Below are 26,757 nucleotides of genomic sequence, written 5' to 3'. Positions count from 1 at the left end.
GCCCATGGCTCCGCTCCGGAGGCGTCCCTAGGCCTCCGGAGCCTTCTTTGTTCTCTCCACTCGCACCGGTCCCGATGATCACGGCCTCTGCCCCCCGTCGCGCCGCCGGTCAGACGCGCGGTCGCCCCTCCCGGCCTCCTGCGCCGACCTGGCTGAGCAGCCCCCTGGCCCGGCAGATCAAGGCTCCGGTGATCTGCATCGGGCTTACTTTGCTGGTGTGGCAAGTTGTCTGCAGCCTCAGCGGCAGCGCCTTCCCCGGACCGATCCAGGTGGTCACCCAGACCTGGACGCCCTACATCAGCAAGCCCTTCTACGACGACGGCGGCACGGCCAAGGGCATGGGCTGGCAGATCCTGATCTCCCTGCAACGGGTGGCAATCGGCTACAGCCTGGCGGCGGTGGTCGGCATCGCTGCGGGCATGGCCCTGGGTCTCAACGGTTTCATCCGCAAGGGGTTTGATCCGATGATCCAGGTGCTGCGCACGGTGCCGCCCCTGGCCTGGCTGCCGATCTCGCTGTTGCTGTTCCAGCAGGCGGATTTGGCGGCGATCTTCGTGATCTTCATCACGGCCGTGTGGCCGATCGTGATCAACACCGCCGTGGGCATCCAGGAGATCCCCCAGGACTACACCAATGTGGCCCGGGTGCTGAGGCTGAGCAAACGTGCCTACATCCGAGAAATCGTCATTCCCTCCACTGTTCCCTATGTGTTCACGGGCCTGCGCATTGCCATCGGCCTGGCCTGGCTGGCGATCGTGGCCGCTGAGATGCTCAAGGCTGATGGTGGCATCGGCTACTTCATCTGGGATGCCTACAACGCCGGCGGCGACAGCAGCACCAGCCAGATCATCCTGGCCATCGTCTACGTGGGCATCGTGGGCCTGATTCTCGATCGGCTCATCGCCTACATCGGCAGCCGCCTGAACACCGGAGCCCACTGAAACCATGCCTGCCCTGTTCACGGTCGACAACATCACCCAGAGCTTTGCGCTCAAAGGCGGGGGCCAGTACAACGCCCTGAAGGATGTTTTTCTCGACATCGCCGAGGGCGAGTTCGTCTCCCTGGTCGGCCACTCGGGCTGTGGAAAGTCAACGCTGCTCAACCTGCTGGCTGGTCTCACCCAGGCCACAGAAGGAGGCATCCTGATGGAGGGGCGCCAGGTCACCGATCCGGGGCCGGACCGGATGGTGGTGTTTCAGAACTATTCGCTGCTGCCCTGGAAAACAGTGCACCAGAACATCGCCCTGGCCGTCGACAACGTGATGGCTTCCAGCAGCAAGGCCGAGCGGGAATCGATCATTGATCACCACATCAAGCTGGTGGGGCTCAAGGCGGCGGCCGACAAGTATCCCCATGAAATTTCAGGAGGGATGAAGCAGCGGGTGGCGATCGCCCGGGCCCTGGCCCTGCGCCCCAAGCTGTTGCTGCTTGATGAACCCTTCGGCGCCCTTGATGCCCTCACTCGGGGCAACCTTCAGGAGCAGTTGATGCGCATCTGCGAAGAGGCCAAAGTCACCACGGTGATGGTCACCCACGATGTCGATGAGGCCTTGCTGCTCTCCGATCGCATCGTGCTGATGACCAACGGCCCAGAGGCCTACATCGGCCAGATCATGGAGGTTGATCTGCCCCGGCCCCGCACCCACCTGAGCGCGGCGGCGCATCCCACCTACTACTCCCAGCGGGGGGAGGTGGTTCAGTTCCTCAACCAGCAGCGACTGGCCCGGCTCCAGCGCCTCAATCCAGCCACCGCCATCGCCGCCAACACGCTTGAAAAGGTGAATCTGGAGATCGGTTTCATCCCGCTTACGGATTGCGCTCCCCTGGTGGTGGCCCAGGAGCGGGGCTTCTTCGCCAAGTACGGCCTGGAGCAGGTGACGTTGCGACGCGAGACCAACTGGAAGACCCTCGAAGCCAACGTGCGCCAGAAGGTGCTGGATGCGGGCCAGATGGTGGCGGGGATGCCCTTCGCCATGACCCTCGGGTGCGGCGGACAGCCACCAACGCCTGTGATCTCGGCGCTCACCCTCTCACGCAACGGCAATGCGATCAGCTTGCATCGCCGTTTTGCCGAGGCCGGCGTGCACAGCCTGGCCGACCTGAAGGCCTGGACCGTTGCCAACCCCGGCCGCAAGCCTGTGCTGGCGATGGTGCATCCCGCCTCGATGCATAACCTGATCCTGCGGGCCTGGCTGGCCTCCGGCGGCATGGAACCCGGTCGGGATGTGGAGCTGATCGTGATCCCGCCGCCCCAGATGGTGGCCACGCTCAAGGCCGGCAGCATCGATGGTTTCTGTGTTGGGGAGCCATGGAACAGCCGCGCCGTGCAGGAGGGGCTGGGCACGGTGATCGCCACCGACGGGGAGCTCTGGAACGGCCACTGCGAAAAGGTGCTGGGCGTCCGTGAAGACTGGGCCGCCGCCCACCCGCTCACCCACCAGGCCCTGATCAAAGCCCTGATCGAAGCCTGCCGCTATTGCGATGATCCCGCCAACCGCGCCGATCTCAGCGAGCTGCTGGCCCGCAGGGAGTATGTGGGCGCCGACGAGTCCCTGCTGCGCCCGGGCCTGATTGGTCCTTTCGACCGTGGCCTGGGCGAGCCGCAGCCGATGCCGGAGTTCTTCCGCTTCTACGGGGCCCAGATCAACCCGCCCGACCCCAGCGATGCGGCCTGGATCCTCACCCAGCTGGCGCGCTGGGGCATCAGCCCCTTCCCGCTCAACTGGCAGGAGGTGATCGAGCGGGTGCAGCGCCCCGATCTTTACGCCGCCGCCGCCGAGTCGCTGGGCCTGCCGCTCCAGAGCCGGGCGTCCACAGCGCTGCAGCCGTTCGGAGCGCCAAGGCTCGACCCCGGCGACCCCCTGGGCTACCTCGAGGCGCTCGGCACCAACGGCGCGATCAGCCGCGAAACGGTTGTTTTGCCGCCCAGACCCGGCCCGATCCCCGTCTCCCCGTCCCCACTTCGCTGAGTCGCCAAGCCCATGCAGACCGAAACCATCACGGCGCCGCTGGCCGAACAGACCCGGGAACCCTTCCTGGTGATCGATGGCGTCTCGAAGGTGTACCCCACCAAGACAGGGCTCTTCCCCGTTCTCGACAACATTCAACTCAGCGTTGCCGAGTGTGAGTTCGTCTGTCTGATCGGCCATTCCGGTTGCGGCAAGTCCACCCTGCTCGACATGGTGTCGGGATTCCGCCAGCCCACCGAGGGAGAGGTGCGGCTGGAATCCCAGACGATTCAGGAGCCGGGGCCAGACCGGATGGTGGTGTTCCAGAACTATTCGCTGCTGCCCTGGCTGAGTGCCTACGACAACATCGCCCTTGCGGTGAACCATGTGTTCCCGGAGCTGAAACGCAACGGCCAGGCCCGGGAGCTGGTGGAGCGGAGCCTGGCCATGGTGGGGCTCACTGAAGCGGCCGACAAGAAGCCGGCAAGCCTCTCGGGGGGCATGAAGCAGCGGGTTTCGATTGCCCGGGCCCTGGCGTTGAGGCCCAAGGTTCTGGTGCTCGATGAGCCGTTCGGTGCCCTCGATCCAATCACCCGGGAGGAACTGCAGGAGGAGCTGCTGCGCATCTGGGCCGACCACAAGGTGACGGTGCTGATGATCACCCACGACATCGATGAGGCCCTGTTCCTCGCCGACCGGATCGTGATGATGACCAATGGCCCAGCCGCCACGATCGGCGAGGTGCTGGAGCTGCCGTTTGCGCGCCCACGGGATCGGGCCCGTCTGATGGAGCAGCCGGAATACTTTGATCTGCGCAATCGCGCGCTTGATTTTCTTTACCGCCGCTTCGCCCACGACGACGAATGAGCCGGGCCTCCCTGCTCAGACCCGCCCGACCCGGGCTCAGGCTGGAGCAGGGCCAATCCGTTCTGTTGGATGCCAACACGCCCCTGCTGAGCCTCGGCCTACGGGTGGAAGCGGGATTGGTGCGGGTCTACCTGCCCAGCCCCGAAGGGGTGGAGATCACGATCGGCTTCCTGCAGAGCGGGGAGGGCCTCAACCCGGAGACCGTGCTCCGGGACTGGGTGGGGCTGGAGGCGCTCTGTCCGGCCACCCTCTCCACCCTGACACCGGCCGATCCGCCCCCGAAGGCGGGCGAGGGCGTGGGCGACTGGATGCTGGAACTGCTGCTGATCCGTCACCTCAACCCATGCGAGCAGCGCCTCCAGGCTCTGCTGACCCTGCTGGTGCTGCGCTTGGGGCGACGCAACGGTGCCTGGTACGAACTGCCCATGCGCCTGACCCACGAACGCCTCGCTGAACTGATCGGCAGCACCCGGGTCACGGTCACCAAGATGATGTCGCGATGGCGGGAGACCGATCTGGTGGCTTACGGCGATGGCGGCAGCACGGGGCTGCGCCTGGCGCCGGCCCTGGTCGAGTCGGAGCGACTGGTGGCCTAAACGTCCACCGCCTCGAGGAACACCGCCGCCGCTTTGAGCTCGGGCTGCCTGGAAATCGGGCAACCCAGCTCGTGCATCAGGCGGTTGGCCTCACAGGGAGTCGCCTGGGCTGCCCCCCAGTGCATCGGCAGGAAGACCGTGCCCGGGCGGATGCGCCTGGTGATCGTCACCGTGGCCGTGAGGCTGCCCCGCCGGGAGCTGATCAAGGCCAGGCCACCCTCACGGAGGGCGGCGAGCTCGGCATCGTCGGGATGGACCTCCAGCAGCGGCTCCGGTTCCATCGCCAGCAGACGTTCCACCTTGCCGGTGCGCGTCATCGTGTGCCACTGGCTGAGATGGCGTCCCACGGTGAGCACCAGGGGGTAGTCGTCGTCGGGGGGCTCAGCCAGGCCAAGGGGTTGATCGGCCAGGAACCGCGCCCGGCCGCTGGGGGTGGGGAAGCGGCCCTCGGTGTACAGGCGGCTCCCACCACCACCGGGACGGGTGCCCAGGGGGAACGGCCACTGCTGGGGGCCGTGCTCGGCCAGCAACGGGTGGCTCAAGCCGCCATGGTCGCAGAGCCGGCCGCGGGTACAGGCGGTGAACTCGTCGTAGACCTCGGCGCTGGAGCCGTAGCTGAACAACTCGACGAACCCCAGGCGGCGGCCCAGCTCGGCGAACACGGCCCAGTCGGGGCGGGCTTCACCGGGGGGCGCTCGGAAGGCGGAGCAAAGGGTGACGCGGCGCTCGGAGTTGGTCATCACCCCGGCCTTCTCGCTCCATTGGGCCGCCGGCAACACCAGGTGCGCCACGGCTTCGGTTTCGGTGCCCACGTAGGCCTCCGACAGCACCACCAACGGGCAGCGGGCGACGGCGGCACGCACCCGATCGAGGAAGGGCAGACTCACCAGCGGGTTGGTGGCCGCCACCCACCACAGCCCCAGTTGATCGCGCTCCATCGCCTCGATCTGCCGCCACACATCCAGCCCCGGTTCGGCGGAGATCGCGCCCGGGGCCAGGCCCCAGTGGCGCTCCAACTCGGCCCGGTGCGTCGGCTCGGCCACGGCGCGGTAGCCGGGCAGCAACTGGGCCAGGCCCCCCGCCTCACGGCCACCCATGGCGTTGGGCTGGCCGGTGAGCGAAAAGGGCCCCGCCCCCGGCCGACCGATCTGGCCGGTGAGCAGGTGCAGGTTGATGATCCCGCTGACGGTCGCCGAGCCCTCCGCCGACTGGTTGACTCCCATCGACCACAGACTCAGCACCGCGCGGCTGCGTCCCCAGAGCCGAGCCACCTCCTGGAGCTGCTCTTCGCTGATGCCGCAGAGCTGGGCGACCCGGGACGGCGTCCACTCCTGGAGCAGCGCGGCGTAGGCGGTGAAGCCCTCGGTCGCTTGCTCGATGAAGCTGTAGTCGATCGCGGCCTGCTTCAGCAGCAGATGGCCCATGCCATGCAGCAGCACCAGATCGGTGCCGGGGTGGATGGCGAGGTAGTGGTCGGCGATGCCGATGGTGGCGGTTTCGCGCGGATCGACGACCACCACCCGAAGCTCATCGGGGTCACGGCGCTTGCGATGGCGCTTGACGAGCCGCTGGAACAGAACCGGATGGCACTCAGCGATGTTGGCACCGATGACGAACACCGTGTCGGCGACATCGAGATCGTCGTAGCAGCAGGGGGGCCCATCGGAGCCGAGGCTGCGGGCGTAGCCCGACACCGCCGAACTCATGCACAGGCGGGAGTTGGCATCGAAGTTGTTGCTGCCCAGGGCCCCCTTGAACAGCTTCTGGGCCAGGTAGTAGTCCTCGGTGAGGAACTGACCCGATCCATACATCGCCAGGCCCTGCGGCCCCAGCTCGGCGCGCACGTTCTGGATCTGCCGCACCAGAATCTCGAAAGCCTGCTCCCAGTCGATCGGGGTGAAGGTCTCATCGGTGCGCTCGCGGTACAGGGGCGTGGTGAGGCGGCCGCGGTCGAGCGTTTCGCCAACGGTGGCCCCCTTGATGCACACCTGCCCCAGGGAGGAGGGGTGCTGGCGATCACCCCGGGCCGTCCAGCTGCCACCCAGTTCGGCCGGGGGTTTGAGATCGAGGCCGCAACCCACACCGCAATAGGGACACTGGGCGCGGGCGTTGCCGGACTCGGCGCCACTCACCACTTGCGGTAGGGCAGGAACTTGCCATTCATCGTCACCTTCACCCGATCGCCCTTGGGGTCCTCCATCCGATCGACATGGAGGGTGAAGTCGATCGCCGACATGATGCCGTCGCCGAACTTTTCCTGGATCACATCCTTGAGCGGCAACCCATAGACCTGCAGGATTTCAAAGAAGCGGTACAGCAGGGGATCGGTGGGAATCACCGGATTGAGGGCTCCCTTCAGCGGGTAGGCGGTGAGCTCATCGAGCAGGGAGGCCTCGAGCTGCAGAGCCGTCAGCAGCGTGGAGGCCTCCTGGGCGGTCGCCGTCGCCTGGCCATGCAGCAGGCTCGCCACCCAGACCTCATCGGTGCCGATCAGGGCGCCCAGATCAGCGAAGCTCAAACCAAGCCGACGCTTGGCCGCCAGCAGCGTGGTGGTGAGCTCGGAAGGGACCGAAGCGGCGGCCATGGCTGGTGGGAACGGTGGCCGGACCCTACGGAGCGACCAGGGCCGCTCCAGTGGCAACCACTACGGAATCGATGGGCTCGGCGCTGCCCTCGGAATGGGGGCGCCATAGGGTGAGCCGCTGCCGCCGTTGGCCTTGGACCCGCGGACCATGCCCCCCCTGCGGACCTGCCTGCTCAGTGGCGGCGAGAGCCGCCGCATGGGCCGCGACAAGGCCCTGCTGCCCCACCAGGAAGGGGGCAGCTGGCTAGAGCGCAGCCTGCGCTTGCTGGCCCTGGCTGGCGCCCCGATCACTGTGCTCAGCCGGCACCCCAGCCACCTGGAGCTGGCCCGAGCCATCGCCCCCTCCCTGGCGGTGCCGCTGGAGGTGCTCGAAGAACCGGCCCCCTGGGAGGGGCCCCTGCGGGCCCTGGCCCGGCTGATGGAGCACCACCCGGGTGCCCTGCTGTTGCTCTGTCCCGTCGACATGCCCTGGCTGGATGGCGCCAGCCTCGACATCCTTTGCCAGGAAGCGCATCGCGACCCCGGGCAGGTGCTGGTGGCCCACGATGGCGAACGCCTGCAGCCGCTGCTGGGGATCTACCCAGCCGATCGACAGCAGCGGACCTCGGTTCAGGCGCACCTCGCCCTGGGCCGCCGCAGCCTGCAGGGCTGGCTGGAGGCGGTGGGTGCCCGCAGCGTGCCCTTGCCGGCCGCCGCCCTGCGCAACGCCAACGACCCCGCCACCGCCGCCGCGCTCTGGCCCTAGCGTGCGCCCCATGGCGCAAGGTCCCCTGGATCAGCTCGGCCGGCCCCTGGGGGTGCTGCGCCTGTCGCTCACGGCCCGCTGCAACCTGGCCTGCCCCTACTGCTGCCCGGAGGGCACGGATCCCCCTGAGCTGCTCAGTCAGGGCGAGCGCGTTCAGCTGGTGGAGACCGCCGTATCCCTTGGGGCGCACACCCTGCGGCTCACCGGTGGTGAGCCCTTGCTGCATCCAGGGCTCGAAGCACTGATTGCGGCCCTTCAACCCCTGCGCCAACGGGCCGAAGGCGATCGCCGCGGCCGTCTGCGCGAGATCGCCCTCACCAGCAATGGGGTGTTGCTGAGCGCTGAACGGGCCCGGGCGCTCAAGGCGGCGGGGTTGGACCGAATCACCCTCAGCCTCGATGGCAGCGATGGCGCCAGCGTGGCGCGCATGGCCGGGCTGACCGGGGGGACCGCCGCCGGAGCGGTGGTGCTGGAGAAGGTGCTCGCGGCCATCGAGCACGCCCGCGCGGCGGGCTTTGATCCAGCCACCGGGGCGCTCAAGCTCAACGCCGTGCTCACCCGCGGCGGCAACGGCGACCAGCTGCTGCCCCTGGCGCAGCTGGCCCGGGAGCGGGGGCTGGAGCTGCGCCTGATCGAGTTCATGGATGTGGGCCATCGCAACGGCTGGTCAGCCGATCAGGTGCTGAGCGCCGCCGAGATGGTGGCCCGCCTCGGCGAGCGCTGGCCCCTGGAACCCATCGGCCGCAGCGCCCACGGCACCGCCAGCCGCTGGCGTTACCGCGATGGCGAGGCGCACGTTGCCGTGGTGGCCTCGATCAGCGCCCCCTTCTGCGGCGACTGCAACCGCTTGCGCGTCACCGCCGATGGGATCGCCTACGGCTGCCTGTTCGCCACAGGCGGCACCGATCTCAAACCCTGGCTGCGGCCCGCCCTCGATGGGAGTGGCCTGGCACGCAACCTGGGGGGCCTGTGGGAGGCGCGCACCGATCGCTACAGCGAGGAGCGCCAGGAGCAACAACGGGTTGCGAGCAGCCCACAAGCCGCGGCCCCACGGGCCGAGATGGCCTACCTCGGGGGTTGAGCACTGGTGACCCTGCTGCGCTACTTCGCCAACCTGCGCCCGGGCAAGCAGGTGCTCTGGTGCTACCTGATCTGGTACCTGGTCAGCGCCTTCGCCCTGTTCGAGCCCGACCCCCTGCTGTGGCTGAACTCCCTGGGCCTCAGCGTGATCATCGGTGTGGGCCTGATGCTCAGCGTCTCCAGGGATGTCGCTTCGCCAACCGATCCCTGGCAGACCCTGCGGCTGTTCCTGATGCCGTTCTGCGTGTCGAGCTTCGCGGCGCTCACCAAGGGGAAGGGCTACGTGCTGCTGGTCCCCGCTCGAGGAGAGGTGCTCACCGTTTCCCTGGTCGCCTGCGGCGGATTTCTGCTGGCCTGCCGACTGCTCAAGACCCAGCGGCGCGCGGGCTGAGACCGAACGCGGGACGTTGGTTCTCAACCGGGCGCCGCGGCGTTGATCAGCACCGCTGCCGCCTCCCGTGCGGCCTGGGCCGCACGGGGATCGCGCTCGAGGAACGACAACACGAGTGCGCCTTCGAGCAGGAGATGCAGCTGACGGGCCAGATGAGAGGGATCAGCGATCCCGAGTTCGTGGCATTGCTCCTCCATCAGCGCGCGGCAACCTGCCTTGAATGTCTCCGCGGCCTGGCGGGGGCGATCGGTGGCCTCGGGGTACTCACTGGCCGCCTTGATGAACAGACACCCGTGGAAATCGGGGGAGCGGACCCAGTCCGCCAGCCAGTCGAACACCGCCAGGAGCCGGCCTTGGCTCCCTCCCGCCGCGCGGGCAAGCCGGGCGGTGAGCGCCGCACTGATCTGCCCGGCCAGGCGTTCCAGCACGGCGGCGATCAGCTCTTCCTTGGAGCCGAACTGCTTGTAGAGCGTCATTTTGGCCACCCCGGCCTCGGCCAGCAGGGTGTCGATGCCCACGGCCCTGTAGCCCTGACGCGAGAAGAGATCCTGGGCCGTGCTCAGCAGGGCCTCACGCTTGGCGGAAGCCCGGTTAACGGTGGCGCTGGCGGTCATGGCGCTCATGTTGTGAACAAAGCCTAGACAGTAGACAGAACAGTCTGCTACCTATAAGGAGACAGAACGATCTGTCTGATCTCTCTCGGTCTGTGCCGTGGGCCCCCCTTTCCCTTTACGGGGGCTCCACCTCAGCCATTGCACCCCTTCGCGCCTCACTGCCATGCTTCGTCTCCACGGCCACGAACTCTCCGGCAACAGCTACAAAGTGCGCCTGCTGCTCGAGCTTCTCGGGGTTCCCTACGAATGGGTGCGCGTCGATCTGATGCAGGGCGAGCACAAGTCCGAGCCCTTTCTGGCGCTCAACCCCTTCGGCCAGGTGCCCGTTCTGGAATCGGACGACACCATCCTTTCCGATGCCCAGGCGATCCTCTACTACCTGGCGGCCCTCCAGGGCGACGGCGAATGGCTCCCCAGTGAGCCTCTGGCGCAGGCCAGGGTGGTGCGCTGGCTCTCCACAGCCGCCGGGGAGGTCAGGCAGGGCCCCGAGAGCGCCCGTCTGCACCACCTCTTCGGGGTCACCAGCCTTCCGATCGAGCGCGCCTTGGAGAAGGCCGCCTTCATCCTCGACCAGTTGGAGCGCCACCTGAGCGATCGACTCTGGCTGGAGCTGGATCGCCCCACCATCGCCGACATCGCCGTTTTCCCCTACGTGGCCTTGGCGGGGGATGGGGGCATCGATCTGGCTCCCTATCCCAACGTTTGTGCCTGGATCGGACGCATCCAGGCGCTGCCGGGCTACAGAGCGATGGCGGGCCTGAAGGCCTGAGCGGAGCATCCACCGATGACCCAGCACTACCTGCATCGCCATCTCACCCCCGCCGTCGGGGAGGCCCAGCGCCAGGCCTATGGGCAGAGCCAGGCGGTACCACCGGCCCCCGCGTCCGATCGGCTCGGGGCGAAGGAAACCGCCTTCATCCAAGCGCGCGACAGCTTCTACCTGGCCAGCCTCACCGAGACGGGCGCGCCCTACCTCCAGCACCGCGGTGGCCCGGTGGGCTTTCTGAAGGTGCTGGATGACCACACCCTTGGTTTCGCCGACTACGGGGGCAACCGGCAGCTGCTCACCACGGGACACCTCCGCCGCGATCCGCGGGTGGCTCTGTTCCTGATGGATTACGGCGCCCGGCGGAGACTGAAGCTTGACGGCGAGGCCGCGGTCGTTTCCCTCGACGGCGATTCATCTCTGCGGCAACGGCTGTGGCTGGATGAGTCAGAGGCCGGTGAACCTGAGCGCCTCTTCCGCATCAAGGTGGAGGCCTTCGACTGGAACTGCCCGCAATTCATCACCCCCCGTTTCACGGCAGCGGAGGTTGAGGCGCGGGAACGGCCGTTGCGGGAACGGATCGCGTCCCTGGAGCAGGAGCGGCTCCAGGCTCAGCATCCCGCTTGCGAACCTTCGTCGCACCAACCCGACCGTTGAAGGAGCCTCTGCTGGGGATTCAAGTCCCCAGGCAGATTGATCGCCGGAATCCCCGGCCAGAGGCCCGGCGCTCAACCGGGCATCCAGCCACCGAATTGCAGCTCCAGGGCTTTGAGCGGAGCCAGCAACTCCTGGAAGGACTGCTGCGAAACGGGATCAGGCAGCACAACCTCTTGACCGGTAAGGATCGCCTCCAGGGAGGCTTTGGCCACATCGATCGGGGCGACCTTCTCCACGGGAAGACCCTCGGCCATCGCCGTATCCACGGGCCCTGGGTAGACCCCGACCACCAGGGTGCCCTGGGAGGCCAGTTCAGCACGGATTCCCTGGGTCAACGAATGGAGGGCGGCCTTGGAGGCGCTGTAGGAGCTGAACAACGGTGCATTGGCAACAGCAACCACAGACATCATGTTGACGATCGCGCCGCCGCCGTTCGCCTTCAGGACCGGCGCGAAGGTTCTCACCATCGACAGCGTGCCGAAGTAGTTCGTTTCCATTTCCCAGCGGGCCGTCTCGATACTGGAGGGGGTGAACAGGCCCCCTGAGCCAAGCACCCCAGCGTTGTTGATCAGTAAGGAGATGTCTCCAGCGATGGCGGCGACGTTCTGAACCTGATCGATCTGAGTGATATCGAGGGCAAGCGGCAGGATGCGCTCCGGGGCGAGGGCAACCAGCTCTTGCAGGCTCTCCAGGGAGCGTGCTGTGGCATGGATGCGGCGCACGCCGCCCTCGAGCAGGGCCTCGACGAAAGCGCGGCCGATGCCGCGGTTGGCACCGGTGACGAGGGCGCTGGTGTTCGAAAGCTCCATGGATCGCTGGGCTGAGTGGTCAGACCAAAGCGTGTTCCATTCCCATGGATTTGAGAAGAGGGCCAATGAGACTAGAATTCATTCCATTGGCGAATGATTGAACCGTGGATCGGCTGACCCTGCTCCAGGTCTTCGTTCGGGTGGTGGAGCTGGGGAGCTTTTCGGCCGCCTCCAGGGAGCTGGGCACGTCCCAGCCCACCGTGAGCAAGCAGATCGCCAGCTTGGAGCGCAACCTCGACGTGCAACTGCTGCGCCGCTCCACCCGTCGGTTGAGCCTGACCCCCGAAGGAGAGCGGCTCTTCGCCCATTGCCAACCAGCCCTGGATGCGCTGGCAGCAGCAACGGCCAGCGTCGGTCAACGGAACCGCCTGGAAGGCTGCCTGCGGGTGTCGTGTCCGGTGGCCTTCGGCCAGCAAGTGGTCATGCCATTTGTGCGCTCGTTCCTGGAGCGCCATCCAAGACTTCAGCTGGATCTGAAGCTCAGCGACGCCTTCGTCGATCTGGTGGAAGAGGCTGTGGATGTGGCGATTCGGATCGGCGAGATCCGCGACCCATCCCTGATCGCCTATCCCATCGGCATCACCCGGCGCGTCACCGTGGCGGCCGCCACGTATTTCGCCGCGCGGCCCGTTCCCCAGACTCCCGATGACCTCCTCCATCACAATTGCCTCCTCTTCAGCCGCCATACGTCGCTGAACGACTGGCACTTTGACCATCCCCTCCATGGGCCCCTACGGGTGAGCGTCGGAGGAAACTTCCGAACCGACAACTCCTCGGTGATCCGGGAGGCTGTTCTCGCCGGCATGGGGATTGCCGTCTGTCCTGTCTGGCTCTTTGGCGAAGAGATCGCCTCCGATCGGCTACAGGTTGTTCTTGAGGCCTACCAGCCCAAACCATTGCCGATCCACGCGCTGCACCGCCCGGATCGCTTCGTTCCAGCCCGGGTCCATGCCTTCATCCAAGCCATCAGCCATCACTTCAGAAGGCATCCATGGGTCTCCTGCGATCCACTGGCACCTGAACAGGACGCCATGCCATCGCCACCAGGAAGGAGCTCGCGCATGGACCAGCAGGGCGCTGCGGTCTGAGGCTGGCCGCGCGTGCCATGAACGCTTCGTCGTTCCCCTCGCTGGAGCAGAACGAGCCCCGCCCTGGTAGCGACAGCCTCCAAGGCCTGATTGATGAAGGAGAGTCCCATGGCCAGCGGCAACAGCGGGCCGGGCTGGGCTGGCCTCGCTGGCCTAGCTGGAACGCTCAGCAGCCCGGGCGGCCCGCTCCTGGATCAACAGGGCCACCAGGCCGGTCCAGCCCGTCTGGTGGCTCGCGCCCAGGCCGGTGCCGTTGTCACCATGGAAATACTCATGGAACAGATGCAAGGGCTGTCCGCCGGCATCGCTGAGGAAGGCGGCGGAGGCGCCGTAGGCCGGCGCAGGTCCGTGGCCATAGGGGAGAAAAAGGGCGATCAACCGGTCGGTGATCAGGTCGGCGGCCTGCTGGAGGCTCATCCAGCAGCCCGAACCGGTGGGGCATTCCACCAGGAAGTCGTCACCGGCGTAGCGGTGGAACTGGTGCAGGGCCTTGATCAGCAGGTAGTTGACTGGAAACCACACCGGGCCGCGCCAATTGGAGTTGCCCCCGAACAGGCCGGAACAGGATTCCGCCGGCTCGTAACCGACCCGGTGCTCGTGGCCTTCGAACGAGAACACATAGGGGTGCTCGGCGTGGTGGCGGGAGAGGGAGCGGATGCCGTGGTCGCCGAGGAATTCGGCGGGATCGAGGAGGCGATTCAGGATGCGGCGGAAGCGATCCTGCGCCACGAAGCGGTTAGGGCTGAGGTAGGTGAGGGCGAGCAGGCGGCGGGCCTTCTGCCCCCGGGTCTCCATGCAAGCCACGTTGACCTTGAGATCAGGCCGGTGACAAATGAACCACTCCAGCCGCTCCTTGAACTTCGGTAGTCGCTCAAGCACATCGGGCTCCAGGATCGCTGTGGCGAAGAGGGGAATCAGCCCCACCATCGAGCGAATCTTCAGGGGCAGGCGGCTGCCATCCGGCAGATGCAGCACGTCGTAGAAGAAGCCGTCCCCATCGTCCCAGAGCCGGTTGCCACCACTGCCGATGGGATTCATCGCCGCAGCGATGTAGAGGAAATGCTCGAAGAACTTCGTCGCCATGTCCTCGTAGACGGGATTTTCCAGCGCCAGCTCGAGAGAAATGGTGAGCATGTTGAGACAGAACATGCCCATCCAGCTGGTGCCATCGGCCTGCTCGATGAAGCCCCCGGTGGGCAGAGGCGCGCTGCGATCGAACACACCGATGTTGTCGAGCCCGAGGAAGCCTCCCTGGAAGATGTTGTTGCCCTCTGCATCCTTGCGGTTCACCCACCAGGTGAAATTGAGCAGCAGCTTCTGGAACACCCGCTCAAGAAAAGGTCGATCACCTGTGCCGTTAGCCCGCTTCTCCATGCTGTACACCTGCCACGTGGCCCAGGCGTGGACAGGCGGATTGACATCGTCGAAGGCCCATTCGTAGGCGGGCAGCTGTCCGTTGGGATGCATGTACCACTCCCGCGTCAACAGATCGAGTTGCTGCTTGGCGAAGCCGGGATCCACCAGGGCGAGGGGCACGCAGTGGAAGGCCAGATCCCAGGCGGCGAACCAGGGGTACTCCCATTTGTCGGGCATCGACAGAACGTCGTCGGCGTGGAAGTGCTGCCACTGATGGTTGCGGCCGAGCCGGTGCCCCGGTGGCGGCGGCGTGGGCGGATCCCCCTCGAGCCAGTCGCGGATCACATAGAGGTAGGTCTGCTTGCTCCAGAGCAGCCCGGCCAGGGCCTGGCGCTGCAGGTCGCGCAGGGGGGCCGGCAGGGAGGCCGGAATCAGCTCGGCGTAGAAGGCGTCGGCCTCCTGCTGGCGCGCCAGGAAGATGGCCTCGAAGCCGCCCCCAAGGGGATCGTCCGGGAGCCGGCGATCCACCAGCCGCAAGCGCAGTACCCGGGTTTCCCCCGCCGCCAGAGGCAGGACGTAGTGCAGGGCGGCCTTGGTGCCGATGCCTTCGGGATGCACAGCCCCCCGCTCGCCCTCCACCACGCAGTTGTTGATGCCGTCCTTCACGAAGGGGCTGGGGTTCTCCGCGCCGAAGAGCTTTTGGGCATTGGTCTCGTTATCGGTGGCCAGCAGCTCGGGCTGCGCGCCCCTGGAACCATCGGGGGCCGCGTCCAACGCTTCGGCATGCAGCCAGAATTCGCCCATGGCAGGGTGGCTCGCCACCAGGCTGAGCCAGGGCACGGCGTCCGGGGCAACGGCCGGGATCGAGCCTGATGCGGATCGCCCGTCGGGACTGATCGAAGGGCGCGGTTCATCGCCTCCCCAGCTCCAGGTGTTGCGAAACCAGAGCGTGGGCAGCAGGTGAAGGGTGTGGGGATCGGGCCCGCGGTTGGTGACGCTGAGGCGGATCAGGATGTCGTCAGGGGCTTGCTTGACGTACTCCACCTGCACGTCGCAGAAGCGATCGCCCGCGAAGATGCCGGTGTCGAGCAGTTCATATTCAGGCGCGTCGCGGCCCCGGCGGCCGTTCTCCTCGATCAGTTCCTCGTAGGGGAAGCGGCCATGGGGGTAGCGGTACAGCCCCTTCATGAAGCTGTGGCTGGGGGTGTTGTCGCGGTGAAAGTAGATCTCCTTGACGTCCTCCCCGTGGTTGCCCTGGGAGCCACTCAGACCGAAGAGCCGTTCCTTGAGGAAGGGGTCCAGGCCATTCCAGAGGGCGAAGGAGAAACAGAGGCGCTGGTGGTTATCGCAGAGGCCCAGCAGGCCGTCCTCCCCCCAGCGGTAGGCCCGGGAGCGGGCCTGATCGAAGGGGAAATGGTTCCAGGCCTCGCCATCGCCGCTGTAGTCCTCGCGGACCGTTCCCCACTGGCGGTCGCTGAGGTAGGGCCCCCAGCGGCGCCAGCGCTCCTCACGGAGGTCGTCAGCGACGAGCCGCTGCCGTTCAGCCGACACGGTTTGCCGCCACGGGGCCCCGCACCAGCACCGGCACCCGCTTGAACGCCGGGGTACCGCTGCGGGGATCGCTGGGGGCCCGGATGATCGCGTTCACCTCCGGATAGAACATCAGCGCCGCCCCCTTGCGGATCTCGCCGGGGATGATCTCCACGTTCTCCAGGGCGCCGGCCTCCCCCTGTACCGTCACGCGCTGGTGGGCGCGCAGGCCCGAGCGCTTCAGATCGGCGCGGTTCATCAGGATCGTGTTCCGGTGGGGCATGCCCCGGTAGGCGTCGCCCTCCTTGTAGACAACCGTGTTGTGCTGGGAGTAGCTGCGCGCCGTGATCAACGCCAGCACCAGCCCCGCATCTCCCGGCGCCAGGCCGCCGAAGTGGGCCAGCTCGGGCAACACCAGCTCCGGCAGGGGTGTGGGCTCCATCCGCGCTTTCCCGGATGGCGTGGGGAACGTCGGCTCGCTGAACAGCCTCCCCTGCACACTGAATTCCTGCTTGGTGGCATCGATGCTGGCGATCGGGCCATACCCCGGCACGGTGCGGGCGATCAGCTGGCGCACGTAGAGCGGATCCTGGTGCTGGGACCAGTCCAAAGGATCGCTGCCCAGCAAGCGGGCCGCCAGGGTGGAGAGGAAGCCCACCTCGCTGATCAGATCGGCGCGCTTGAGGTGGGTGCGGCCGGGCTCGTTGAGGCGCACGAAGTTGTTGCCCGCTTCGGTGGTGGTGCGGTGCGGCGTCTCGAAGCGGTTGAACACCGGCAGCACCAGGGTGCGCTTCGCCCCCAGCCCATGGAAATGACCCTGGTTGGGTTTGGTGGCGAGATAGATCAGGGTGTCGATCCGCCCCAGGGCCCGTTTCGCCTGGGCCGAATCGGGGTTGGCGCCCCAGAGGTTGCCGCCCAGGCAGAGCAGCGTGTCGACGTTGCCGGCTTCGGCCGCCTCGATCAGGGCGCGGGTGTCGTAGCCGGGCACACGGCTGAGGGGCCGGCCCAGCAGCTGCTCAAGCGCCCGCTGCATCTCGGCGTGCAGCTTCACGCTCACCCCCATCGAGCCGAAGCCCTGGACGTTGGAGTGGCCGCGGATCGGCATCGTGCCCGCTCCGCTCCGGCCGACGTTGCCGCTCAGCAGGGCAGTGTTGGCGATGGCGTGCACGTTGGCGGTGCCGTTGGCGTGGTGGGTGATGCCCATCGCCCAGGCGAACACCACGCCCTTGGCCCGGGCGATCACGGCGGCGGTGTGCTCGAGCTCCTGGCGGCTGAGGCCGCAGCAGGCGGTGATCGCCTCCCAGGGGGAGGAACGCAGCTGCTCCAGCACCGCCTCGGAGCCTTCGGTGTGGGCGGCGAGGAAAGCGTGGCGCACCTGGTGGGCCTCCAGCAGGGCCTTCTGGATCCCCAGGAACACCGCCGTATCACTGCCGGGAATCGGCTGCAGGAACAGCGAAGCAATCTCTGAGCCCCGCAACATCGATTGGATCGGGAAGGCCGGAGAGCCGAACTTGAGCAGGCCCACCTCCAGCACCGGATTGATCACGATCACGGAGCCGCCGCGCTCCCGCAGGCGGATCAGCTCGTTCATCAGCCGCGGATGGTTGGCCGGCGCATTGGAGCCCACCAGCACCACGCAGTCGGCCTGCTGCAGGCTCTCCAAACTCACCATCGAGGTGCCCGAGCCGAACACCTCGTCCAGCCCCACGGTGGAGGGGGCATGGCAGAGGTCGGAGCAGTCGGCCAGGTTGCCCGAGCCCAGCGCCCGCACCAGCAGCTGCAGCAGGTAGGCGGCCTCATTGGAGGAGCGGCCGGAGCTGTAGGAAGCCAGCCGCTCCGGCGGCACGCGGAAGGCGGCCTCGGCCAGCTCGAAGACCTCGTCCCAGCCGAGGCGTTCGTAGTGGCTGCGGCCCTCCCGCAGAATCAGGGGATGGCTGAGGCGCCCCAGCCGGTCGGCCTCCAGGGAGCTGAGGGTCTGCAGCTCCGCCAGGCTGCGCTGGGCGAATACGCCCTCGCTCACCGCCGGCTGCAGTTCCGCCGCGATCGCCTCGACGCTCTTGAGGCAGCGCTGCAGCGGTTCACCCAGCTCATCGACGAAGCCGCCGTTCTGACCTCCCGTGCCCCAGGCGCAGGAGAGGCAGGCGCTCTTGTGCAGCAGCGTCTGCCACAGCAGCGGGCCGCGGGGGGACAGGGTGGCCTTGGCCCAGCCGTCGATCACGGGCCAGCCGCCCCCGGAGCTGGGGGTGCCGCTGGATCCGGGCTGTTCTGCCTTCACGATGCTCGCTGCGACGGCCACTGGTTCAGGATGGCGCGCCCCACCGCCCGCAGGGCCCAGGCGCGGGTTTCGGCTTGTTGCCGCCGATACGATCAAGGCCCATCCACAGGATCCGGCATCCCCCCAGTCACAGCGCACCGGACTCAGATCCTCTACGGCTGCGCCGGCACGTTCCTGGGCCAGTCGGGCCTGTTCATCGATTTGCCCTCCCTTCCGCTCCTGGCGCGCGACTTTCAGGTGAGCGCCGCCGCCAGCCAGGGGTCGATCACCGCCTACGCGCTGGGCTACGGCTTCTCGCAGTTGGTCTGGGGCCCTCTCTCCGATCGCTGGGGCCGCCGGCCCACGGCTCTCACAGGCCTGGCCCTTTTCAGCCTGGCCAGCCTGCTGCTGCTGGTGGTCTCGGGCTTTGCTCCATTCCTGATCATGCGCCTGATCCAGGGCATCGGCGCGGGCTGCGGCACCTCGGTGTCACGGGCCTGCCTGCGCGATGTCTTCAGCGACCGGCAGCTGACCAGGGCCATGTCTTTCGTTGCCATGAGCTATGCCGTGGCACTTGGCCTGGCGCCCTTTCTGGGCGGACTGATCGCCCGGGTGGCTCCATGGCGCGCTGATTTCCTGCTGCTGGCGCTGTTGGGGGCGGCCACGGCCGCGCTGCTCTCCCGCGGGCTCAATGAAGTCCGCCGCCTGGCCCCGGCGGAGCGGCGAGCGGCTTTGGGGCTGGGCGAGATCGCCTTGGGCTATGGCCGCCTGGCCCGTGATTACCGCTTCCTGGTGCCCACCTTGATTGCCACCTTCGGCACCGGGCTAATGGTGGTCTACGGCGCGGTCAGTCCGTTTGATTTCGAGAAGGGATTTGGCTTCAGCCCGTCTCAGTTCGGTGCCGTCTCCCTCAGCCTGAGCGTGCCTTATCTGCTCGGCGCCGCCATCGTGAGCCGCTGGGTGATGGGCCTGGGCCAGGAGCGGTTGCTGCGTGGCGGGCTCGGCGCGGTGTTGGCCGGTGCTGGGTTGATGCTGGTGCTGGGGTTGGCGGGCCGCTTCGGTGCCGCTTCCCTGCTGCTGCCGATGCTCGTGGTCACCCTGGGCGCCGGCCTCCTGGTTCCGATCGGCCTGGCCATGCCGATGCAGGCGTTCCCCGCCCAGGCTGGACAGGCCACGGCGCTGACGGGCTTCCTGCAGCAGGAGGGAACGGGCCTGCTGGTGGCCATGGCTGTGGGTATATCCGTCAGCTCCCAGGTGCCCCTGGCCCTGGCCCTGTTGGCCCTTGGCGCGATCCTGGCGCTGCTGGTGCGCGCCTACGGCCGCCTTGACCCGCGTCGATGACCGAGCCCCTCCCAGTTGAGGTGGTCTGGGTTTTCGTTGCCGCGATCCCAGCGAGCTGCCTGAATTCCGCTGGATCAATACGGTACTCAGGAACCTAAACATCAGCTTCAGCGGCACGATTCACGCCTCGCGATTCGACAAGAATGTCGATCGCGACTTAAGAGTTTGCGAAAAACCGTCTAAACAGTCGCCTTTTCCCTTCCATCGCGCTCCTGGGTCGCCGATCGGACTGGATTCCGGCGTTTCAGCGGCTCGGAGCACCTGATTTCGCTCGTTTTGCCCTGTTTGGGCTCTCCGGCCGCCGCCGGGTGGCCACACCTCTGGTCAACATGGTGTTCATGCCGCCTCCGGCGCCGGCTACTCCTTCGGAGAAGGCTGCGCCAAGAGCAGGTTCCCCAGGCGGATCAGGTTGTAGGCGATCCGGTGCAGGCCAGACACGGCGCTGACGCTTTCGGTGCCGCGAACGTTGAACTGGCGCAGTCCCCCGAATGCTTTGATCCAGCCAAACACCTTCTCGATCCCCCGGCGGGCGTTGATCGATTGGGCGTAGCCCTGGTGGCGAGTGGTGCGGCGATCGATCGCTGAGCCACCTGATCGTGCCGTGTTTTGCGCCACATGTGCTGTGACACCTATCCACCGCATCTCAGCGACGAATCCCTTGGTGTCGTAGTTCTTGTCGGCGCCGATGGTCTTCTGGTGGGCACCGGCCAGGTCTGCAGCCATTGATTGGGCGGCATCACGCTCACCAGTGCCGTTGGCAGGTGTGACCCTGTCGTCAACGATCAGGTCATGGCGGTTGTCCATGAGTACATGACCCCTGTAGCTCAGCTGCGCTGAATGGGCGATGGACTTGAGCGCCAACAAGGCGTTGGGATCGGTGCTGGAGCGGTGGGTGTCATTGCTGATCTTGATGCCGCGGAAATCTCCTTCCGCCCGTTTTTTGCCGGGCTTGGGGGCACCGAAACCCTCACCAGGGCCAGTCGGTGGTGGCGGTGGGTCCTCCTCGCCATCAATCCGCTTCAGCGAGGCATGGGAAGCCCAGGCCTGCAACAGGGTGCCGTCCACCGAAAAATGCTCGTTGCTGAGCAGTGTTTTGACCTCCGGAGCACCGATCAGCTTCTCCAGGAATTTGCCCATCACGCGCTCGTTCAAGAGCCGCTGCCTGTTCTTGGTCAACGTGGTGGGGTGCCAGATCGGATCGTCGGGGCTCAGGTCCACAAACCAACGGAACAGCCGGTTGTCGTGCAGCTGCTCCAGGAGCAACCGCTCCGAGCGGATCCCGTAGAACGCTTGCAGCAAAGAGGCCAGCAAGAGCTGCTCGGGCGGCACCGATGGCCGACCTTCTGGGGCATACAGCTCGCAGAAGGAGGAATTGAGTCGATCAAGGGCCGGATCCGCCAGCTTCCGGATCCGCCTGAGGGGATGGCTGGCCGGGATTCGCTCCTCGATCGACACGTAGGAGAACAGGGAGCCGCTGCGCTCCTGTTCTCCTCGCATCTCAGCCAGGCAGTTGGCTCATTTTCACAGAGCTGGCGGGTTTTTTCAACGAACTCCCCCGAAACGGATAGCTGAAGGCAGGCAGGCCCGCACCCCACCAGACCACTCCAGACAAGGAGCGCCATGCCGAGGTCTGTGCCAAGACTGGGGCACTCCAGGTGGCGAGAAGGACAACCACAAGGGCCAGAACGGAAGCCAACCCCAGAAACCATGAGCGCCGAATCGACGCCAGGGCCTTGATGTGCATCAGCGACAGCGCAGGGGGGAATGCCTTGGAGCAACGGGTATATCGCCACGGGCTCAGTGAGGCTTTGTGCGACAGGATGCGAAACGAACCATTTCATCCATTGGCGTTCCGGTGTGAAGCCAGTTCACCCAACTCTCGGTAGGGACAGATGGGTGGACAAGCTTGGCCGAGAGCAACACTGAGACCGCCATGGTGATCAGCAGAGGGACATCATTTTTGGATCAGCTCGCCACCTTCCTGGCGGATCTGCGCCTACGCCTGGCTGAGCCTGATCCCTCGCTGCAGCGTCAGTTGCGGCTGGTCTGGCTGGATACGGCGGCTACAGCCATCGCCAACCTTTCGGAACCCGAGCTGGTGGCGCTGCAGGAGCAGTACGGCCGCCTGTCGCCTGGAGAGCACCGACTACCTGGATTTCATACAGCGCTCTCACCGGCCGCGTCCGCACTGGTGCTGGCGGCCTCCTGCTGCTGGGATGAACTGGTGGAGGGCTTTGCACCAGCCCATGGCCGACCGGCACTGCACGCAGTTCCGCTGTGCCTGAGCCTTGGGCGAAGCCTGGACAGCAGGCTGGACAAGGCGCTGGAGGCCCTCCTGTTGGCCTATGAACTGGGGGCCCGGTTGGGGGAGTGCTACCGGGTTCCACCGGGGGAGCATGTGGACGGTACCTGGGGCACGGCCGTGGCGAGCCTGGCGGCCGCCGTGATGCTGGAGATCGGCTCCAGCGGCGAACGGAGGGCGGTGAGCGCGGCTCTCTGTCAGATGAGCCGCAGTCTCTTCGCACCGGTGCAGGAGGGGGCCAGCTGCCGGCTGCTCTACCCCGGCCTCGCGGCCAGCCGCGGGCTGGATCTGGCCGTGGCGGCGGCTGCCGGTTGGCGTGGCTCAGAGGCCCTCGATCACGATCCGGTGCTGCTGGCGCTGAAGGCCATGCCACTCGATCTGGCACCGCGCAGCAGCTTGGCGATCAGCGGTGGCTACGTGAAGCTGCTGCCTGGAGCGCGTCACCTGCACTACGCCGCCGAAGCGGCGCGGCTCTGGCGTCAGCGCCATGGCCCCGTGCGTGATCTGGACTCATCACCGGAGTCCTTGGAGGGGGCGGGCCCCATCCAGGTGCGCACCTACCCAGAAGCGATTCATTACTGCGGCCAACGGGCCCCAGCCAATCGAATTCAGGCCCAGTTCAGTCTTGCCTTTGCTGTCGCGGCCAGTCTGCGCTGGGGGGAGTTGCACCGGGAGCAGTTCACCCCCGAGGCCCTTGGCGATGCAGGTCTGCAGGCGTTGATGCGGCGCATCCATCTGGTGGCTGCAGCCGGAGAGTCTGGGAGATGGGCCGAGGTGACATTGGCTGATGCGCGAGGGCACTCGCAGAGCACCCGGGTGGATGGTCTTCCAGGTGATCCGAGTCAACCGATCACAGAAGAAGCTCGCCTGGCCAAGGCACGAGACCTGATGGAACCGGTGCTCGGCGGTGGTGACAGCGGTGCCCTGATCGAACACTGGTTGGAGGCCGCGGGCTCCAGCCCGCTGTGGCCGCTCAGAGCTGGGTGCCGAAGGGATTGAACACGTTGTCCGCAGCAGCCTGCTCAGGGGATGGCCTGAAGTGCTGGAGCTTGGCGAGCAACTGACGTTGAAGGGTGGTTCCACGTGACCCCTGGCTGCAGCCCAACAGCCACTGGGCGATGCAGAGATTGGAAGACATGATCGGGGCTGAAAAGCTCTCAATCAGATCGGCCATCGCGCTGAGTGTATGCATCCCGGTGCCGGAGAGGAGAACCAAAGTATCTGGAGAAACTTGCAGCCTCTTGAGGTAATCATCCAATTCTTGAAAGCTAATGTCATAGGCGCTCTTCGCTCCAATGCACTCAAGCAGACTGTGGTGAGCCACCACCTCAAGACCTGCCGCCTGCCAATAGTCAACAGCCGACTTGATCAACCAGCCAGGATATGGAAGCTCCAGCTGAAGCCTGGTGAATCCCAGTGCCTGGATCATCTGTAGAGTGGCCAGACTGGCCGTCACCAGGGGGCGTCCGAGAGCCGCAGAGATCACCTCGCAACGCCGCCGATCTTCCTCGGGGCCAAGACGGTAGTTGGCCCCCGTGCAGCCAATGATGATGCCCTTGAGCGGCAGAGTGCCAAAACTGAGTGCTGTATCCAGGTAGCGATCAAGATAAATCTCATTCCGAGCCGCCAGATCCCCATTAGCGCAGTAAGGGAGCCTGGAAATGTGAAGGCGAGGAACAGTATCAATCAGGCTTTCTATCTCCTCCTCCAGGGTTGGATTGGATGGGGGGACAATCAGTCCAACCGCGTCCGGACATGGCGATGCAGAGGTTGTGGTATTGAAACGGTTTTCAGATCCGGTCTCTGGGCTGTTCTGTGTCATTCGTGCTGGTCTTGTGCGTGGTACTTGCGCGATCCTCGGGGGCTGACCAGCCGTCATGTCGCATCACGCTCCCTGGCGGCAATCAGATCGAGAAGGCAGGCCTGGCGCAACAGCTTAGAGGCGTAATCTGGACGCAGTTCCCCGTGGCCCCCGGCCAAAGGGTTAGAACCATTGAGGAGCTGGGAGGTGCGGGCCATCAACACCGAGTGAGTTCGCTCTTGCCAGAGCACGGCCCAGGCCTCGACGGCCAATGGCTGATCGGTGCCATCCCCATGGCTTGAACGGGCCAATGTTTCAGCCAGATCAAGGCCTTCCAGCAGGCCAAAGTTCATGTTCAGGCCGCCTCGGGTGTTGGTGATGTGGGCTGCATCACCGATCAACAGGCAGCGACCCTTTTGGCGCACTGACACACAGCGCTGACCAATACGGTAGTGATCGCGAGCCATGGGCAGGGATTGCCAGGCGCTGGACTCGCAATAACTGGAGAAGATCTGAATCAGGCGCTGCCTGGCCCACTGCTCATCCGCGAGGGCCGGCTCGACCTCTGCAGCCGTCGGACGCAGGATCAGACGCCAGTCCGCCCGCATGCGCAGGGCGCTGAGTGTCCCCAGGGGATGGCGAATGTAAGTGAGTCCCGCCAGTTGTTCCTCCACAGCTTCGGGCAGCCGGGCCAGCATCAACCTCAGCACCGGAGCCGGCAGATCGTGTCCCTCGAACGGCAGTTGCAGAAGCTGGCGCACCGTGCTGTGAGCTCCATCGGCAGCCACCAGCCATCGGGCCGTCAGCTTCTGGGGCTGCGGAGCCTTTCCCATCACCCAGACCTCGATGGGCTCACGTCGATTCGGGGCTGGATTGTTGCCCAGGGCCATCAATTCCTGCCCCCACAACACAGCTGGCTGGCCTGCAGGCTGCAGCTGATTCAGGCGCTCCAGCAGTAACTGACAGAGCCAGTGCTGCTCCAGATGCAATCGAAAGGGATGCTGGGTGTGACTCTTCAGGCCGGCGAAGCTATGGTCCCGGCGCTGGCCGGACGGAAGCTCAAGGTGGCGCAGCATCTCAACCCGGTGGCCATGGTGGAGGAGCGCTGGCAGCAGGCCGAGGCTGGAGAGTCGATCCAGGCAGGCTGGCTGAAACGTGGAGGCCCTGGACGCTCTCGAATGTTCAAGGCGTTTCTCCAGCACCAAGCAGGAGAGCCCCAGGCATCGCAGGCGATAAGCCGTGAGCAGACCAACAGGCCCCGCCCCCACCACCAACACGTCTGCGGCCAGAGGCCGACCTGAATGAGAAGCCTTGGCCAGGCTCGAGCGCTCACCGAGAGGCAGATCGATGTCAGAAAACGGGCTTGACGCAGATCTTGAATGATTGGATCCTGTCTTCAAGTGTTGCTGTGCTGTTGGCGTAGAAAGTGGTCAGCCGCATAGCCGATGATCCAGCGGGCCCCACAGCGGCGGAAGGCGGCATTGATTTCGTCATAATAGTCGTCTTCGTTCAACAGACCAGCCTTGGCAGCCAGCCGGGCCATCATGAACTCGCCGCTGACGTGATAGACGGCTACAGGCTTGCTGGAGCGTTTAATCGTTTCCGCCAGCACATCCAGGTAGGGTAAAGCTGGCTTAACGATTGTTGCCACAGCCCCTTGGCGCAGATCTTCTTCCATCTGATCGATGGCTGCAGGGCTGTCATTGAAGTCAAACTGGTAGCTCTTTCGCAACGAGCCAAGTTTGGAGCCGATGGCCTGGCGGTAAGGACCGTAAAGCGATGAGGAAAACTTGGTGCTGTATGGAAACACCTCACAGTCGAGCGAGGCGGCATCAAAGGAATCACGTATCCTGCTTGTCTGCTGCGGCAGCGATAGGCAGGGGGCGACAGCATCCGCTCCAGCCTGAGCAAACCTCAAGGACAACTGCACGACAGCTTTATAGGAGGCCTCGTGGTCAATCTGGCCATCCGTATTGATGACGCTATGGCCCGACTGCTGATAGGGAGACAATCCAGCATCTGCAATCAGCGTGATTGCATCCCCCCAGCGTAGGCGCGCCTTCATCAGGACTTGATGAACGCAGAATGCATCCTGCTGGGCTAATTCCAGCGTGGGCCTTGCATTGACGGCAATCAGCAATATGTAGCGCAATCCTTGGTCAATGCGATGTTCAAGATGGTCCAGGGCTGATGCCACACTATGAATCCAGCAGCCATCGATCGCGGCTGGCTTGGGCGCAGGCTGGAAGTCGCTGACAAATAAACATTCGATATAGTCAAAACCACTTGGTTGAGCCGAGAGGGATGCCATGGGGTTCAACGCTGAGGGATGAGGCGCTCAAAGCCTCGAAACTGCCGGCCAATCTACAGCCTGGATTCGGTTCGTTCGCAATGCAGGCTTTCGAGTGGCTTGCACAATAGAGAAAATATCGCGGCTCCTTGCATTTTGGAGGTTTGCAGCTACATGGATTGATCCAGTACAGTGGCTCAGGTGTTCACTCGGCCTGGACCAATTGAGGGGCGCATCACCCCAGCGCCTCAATGAGTAGGCCAAGTTTATTATATCCAAATCTTAGTGTTTCTCAAGCGCCTCCGCTGCCATCACCCCAGGCCAACCCTGGGATCCTGAAGTCTGTGGCTTGCTTCTCGGCGTTCCCCACGATCTGGTCTGATCCATGTCTGCGGAGTGTGGCCATTGTGTGCCTTGGTTCAGTCCCCGTGGGACCACTTGGCCAGGTCTCTGGCCCGCTGAGGCCAGGATGTGGGCGATCCTCGCTGATGTGAACCGTGATCGGTTTGATCTGCTGCCAAGCCGATCGGGCCGGGCATGATGGGTCGCTGAGGCCTTTGTTCTCCAGCCGCCCGCCATGACGCTGACCGCCACGGACCGCGAGGCCTTCCAGCTTGATCCCTGCCTGCCGGGTCATCCCGACCCTTATCCGATTTATGGCGCCCTGGGCTCCGAAAGCCCGGTGCACTGGTGCGAGGGGCCGCAGATGTGGATCATCCTCGGCCATCCCGAAGCGG

The 26,757-nt window shown here is 65.6% G+C and carries 22 protein-coding genes and 1 pseudogene; 13 read left to right on the top strand and 10 right to left on the bottom strand.

Features of this window, described 5'->3' with window-relative positions; genetic code table 11:
- Positions 1–74 precede the first annotated feature (74 nt).
- The 4 genes from ntrB to KBY88_RS14380 are packed head-to-tail and all read left to right on the top strand — an operon-like array spanning position 75 to position 4,412.
- The gene (gene ntrB, locus KBY88_RS14395; protein WP_315858142.1) at positions 75–941 is read left to right on the top strand and encodes a nitrate ABC transporter permease; all 867 of its coding nucleotides are present in this window, start codon (positions 75–77) and stop codon (positions 939–941) included.
- 4 nt (positions 942–945) lie between these two features.
- The gene (locus KBY88_RS14390) at positions 946–2,970 is read left to right on the top strand and encodes an ABC transporter ATP-binding/substrate-binding protein (RefSeq protein WP_254940635.1); all 2,025 of its coding nucleotides are present in this window, start codon (positions 946–948) and stop codon (positions 2,968–2,970) included.
- 12 nt (positions 2,971–2,982) lie between these two features.
- Positions 2,983–3,816 carry a nitrate ABC transporter ATP-binding protein gene (locus KBY88_RS14385; protein WP_254940634.1) on the top strand — a complete coding sequence of 278 codons (834 nt, stop codon included), beginning with the start codon at positions 2,983–2,985 and terminating at the stop codon, positions 3,814–3,816.
- Positions 3,813–4,412 carry a helix-turn-helix domain-containing protein gene (locus tag KBY88_RS14380; RefSeq protein WP_254940633.1) on the top strand — a complete coding sequence of 200 codons (600 nt, stop codon included), beginning with the start codon at positions 3,813–3,815 and terminating at the stop codon, positions 4,410–4,412. The genes KBY88_RS14385 and KBY88_RS14380 overlap by 4 nt, the downstream gene beginning before the upstream one ends.
- On the opposite strand, the gene KBY88_RS14375 is transcribed toward KBY88_RS14380, so the two are convergent.
- Positions 4,409–6,544 carry a molybdopterin oxidoreductase family protein gene (locus KBY88_RS14375; protein ID WP_254940632.1) on the bottom strand — a complete coding sequence of 712 codons (2,136 nt, stop codon included), beginning with the start codon at positions 6,542–6,544 and terminating at the stop codon, positions 4,409–4,411. The two genes, KBY88_RS14380 and KBY88_RS14375, sit on opposite strands and share 4 nt — an antisense overlap.
- Entirely contained in the window at positions 6,541–6,996 is a 456-nt protein-coding gene (gene cynS / locus KBY88_RS14370) for a cyanase (protein ID WP_254940631.1), read from the bottom strand. The genes KBY88_RS14375 and cynS overlap by 4 nt, the downstream gene beginning before the upstream one ends.
- Positions 6,997–7,144: 148 nt before the next feature.
- On the opposite strand from cynS, the gene KBY88_RS14365 reads away from it, so the two are divergent.
- Genes KBY88_RS14365 through KBY88_RS14355 form a run of 3 tightly spaced genes read left to right on the top strand, consistent with a single transcriptional unit; the run spans position 7,145 to position 9,212 of the window.
- Positions 7,145–7,741: a molybdenum cofactor guanylyltransferase gene (locus KBY88_RS14365; RefSeq protein ID WP_254940630.1), complete on the top strand. Its 597-nt coding sequence runs from the start codon at positions 7,145–7,147 to the stop codon at positions 7,739–7,741.
- 10 nt (positions 7,742–7,751) lie between these two features.
- Positions 7,752–8,822, top strand: a complete 1,071-nt coding sequence (locus tag KBY88_RS14360; RefSeq protein WP_254940629.1) for a GTP 3',8-cyclase MoaA — start codon at positions 7,752–7,754, stop codon at positions 8,820–8,822.
- Positions 8,823–8,828: 6 nt separating this feature from the next.
- Complete coding sequence (locus KBY88_RS14355) at positions 8,829–9,212, top strand: hypothetical protein (protein WP_254940628.1); 384 nt, start codon at positions 8,829–8,831, stop codon at positions 9,210–9,212.
- A gap of 23 nt (positions 9,213–9,235) precedes the next feature.
- Here the strand turns inward: KBY88_RS14355 and KBY88_RS14350 are convergent, their stop codons facing one another.
- Positions 9,236–9,826, bottom strand: coding sequence for a TetR/AcrR family transcriptional regulator (locus KBY88_RS14350; protein WP_254940627.1), 591 nt, complete (start codon positions 9,824–9,826; stop codon positions 9,236–9,238).
- A 163-nt stretch (positions 9,827–9,989) separates the two neighbouring features.
- Between KBY88_RS14350 and KBY88_RS14345 the strand changes: the two genes are divergently transcribed.
- Positions 9,990–10,595 (top strand): glutathione S-transferase family protein, encoded by a 606-nt coding sequence (locus KBY88_RS14345; protein WP_254940626.1) that lies wholly within the window; start codon positions 9,990–9,992, stop codon positions 10,593–10,595.
- A 15-nt stretch (positions 10,596–10,610) separates the two neighbouring features.
- Positions 10,611–11,249 (top strand): pyridoxamine 5'-phosphate oxidase family protein, encoded by a 639-nt coding sequence (locus tag KBY88_RS14340; protein WP_254940625.1) that lies wholly within the window; start codon positions 10,611–10,613, stop codon positions 11,247–11,249.
- Between the two features lie 71 nt (positions 11,250–11,320).
- On the opposite strand, the gene KBY88_RS14335 is transcribed toward KBY88_RS14340, so the two are convergent.
- Positions 11,321–12,058, bottom strand: a complete 738-nt coding sequence (locus KBY88_RS14335; protein WP_254940624.1) for an SDR family oxidoreductase — start codon at positions 12,056–12,058, stop codon at positions 11,321–11,323.
- A 104-nt stretch (positions 12,059–12,162) separates the two neighbouring features.
- Between KBY88_RS14335 and KBY88_RS14330 the strand changes: the two genes are divergently transcribed.
- Entirely contained in the window at positions 12,163–13,146 is a 984-nt protein-coding gene (locus KBY88_RS14330; RefSeq protein ID WP_254940623.1) for a LysR family transcriptional regulator, read from the top strand.
- 153 nt (positions 13,147–13,299) lie between these two features.
- Here KBY88_RS14330 and KBY88_RS14325 read toward each other — a convergent pair whose 3' ends face one another.
- Both KBY88_RS14325 and KBY88_RS14320 read right to left on the bottom strand, forming a co-directional pair.
- Positions 13,300–16,053, bottom strand: a complete 2,754-nt coding sequence (locus tag KBY88_RS14325; protein WP_254940622.1) for an MGH1-like glycoside hydrolase domain-containing protein — start codon at positions 16,051–16,053, stop codon at positions 13,300–13,302.
- Positions 16,043–18,307, bottom strand: a complete 2,265-nt coding sequence (locus KBY88_RS14320; protein ID WP_254940621.1) for an FdhF/YdeP family oxidoreductase — start codon at positions 18,305–18,307, stop codon at positions 16,043–16,045. The genes KBY88_RS14325 and KBY88_RS14320 overlap by 11 nt, the downstream gene beginning before the upstream one ends.
- Before the next feature lie 30 nt (positions 18,308–18,337).
- Between KBY88_RS14320 and KBY88_RS14315 the strand changes: the two genes are divergently transcribed.
- Entirely contained in the window at positions 18,338–19,627 is a 1,290-nt protein-coding gene (locus KBY88_RS14315) for an MFS transporter (protein WP_254940620.1), read from the top strand.
- Positions 19,628–19,667: 40 nt separating this feature from the next.
- Positions 19,668–19,787 (top strand): annotated as a pseudogene (locus tag KBY88_RS14310) (IS1595 family transposase); the annotation flags it as partial.
- A gap of 197 nt (positions 19,788–19,984) precedes the next feature.
- Here KBY88_RS14310 and KBY88_RS14305 read toward each other — a convergent pair.
- On the bottom strand, positions 19,985–21,124 hold the full coding sequence (locus KBY88_RS14305) for an IS5 family transposase (protein WP_254940619.1): 1,140 nt from the start codon (positions 21,122–21,124) through the stop codon (positions 19,985–19,987).
- Positions 21,125–21,533: 409 nt separating this feature from the next.
- Here KBY88_RS14305 and KBY88_RS14300 point away from each other — a divergent pair, with 409 nt between their 5' ends.
- The gene (locus KBY88_RS14300; protein WP_254940618.1) at positions 21,534–22,928 is read left to right on the top strand and encodes an MmgE/PrpD family protein; all 1,395 of its coding nucleotides are present in this window, start codon (positions 21,534–21,536) and stop codon (positions 22,926–22,928) included.
- Here the strand turns inward: KBY88_RS14300 and KBY88_RS14295 are convergent.
- The 3 genes from KBY88_RS14295 to KBY88_RS14285 form a co-directional block, all read right to left on the bottom strand.
- Positions 22,903–23,751 (bottom strand): maleate cis-trans isomerase family protein, encoded by an 849-nt coding sequence (locus tag KBY88_RS14295; protein WP_254940617.1) that lies wholly within the window; start codon positions 23,749–23,751, stop codon positions 22,903–22,905. The two genes, KBY88_RS14300 and KBY88_RS14295, sit on opposite strands and share 26 nt — an antisense overlap.
- A gap of 53 nt (positions 23,752–23,804) precedes the next feature.
- Positions 23,805–25,001 carry an FAD-dependent oxidoreductase gene (locus KBY88_RS14290; RefSeq protein ID WP_254940616.1) on the bottom strand — a complete coding sequence of 399 codons (1,197 nt, stop codon included), beginning with the start codon at positions 24,999–25,001 and terminating at the stop codon, positions 23,805–23,807.
- A 125-nt stretch (positions 25,002–25,126) separates the two neighbouring features.
- Positions 25,127–26,041 carry a porphobilinogen synthase gene (locus tag KBY88_RS14285; RefSeq protein WP_254940615.1) on the bottom strand — a complete coding sequence of 305 codons (915 nt, stop codon included), beginning with the start codon at positions 26,039–26,041 and terminating at the stop codon, positions 25,127–25,129.
- Positions 26,042–26,757: the final 716 nt, after the last annotated feature.

The sequence above is a fragment of the Cyanobium sp. Morenito 9A2 genome, assembly GCF_024345575.1.
Lineage (GTDB): Bacteria > Cyanobacteriota > Cyanobacteriia > PCC-6307 > Cyanobiaceae > ATX-6F1.
This window is presented reverse-complemented; position numbering and strand designations above follow the sequence as displayed.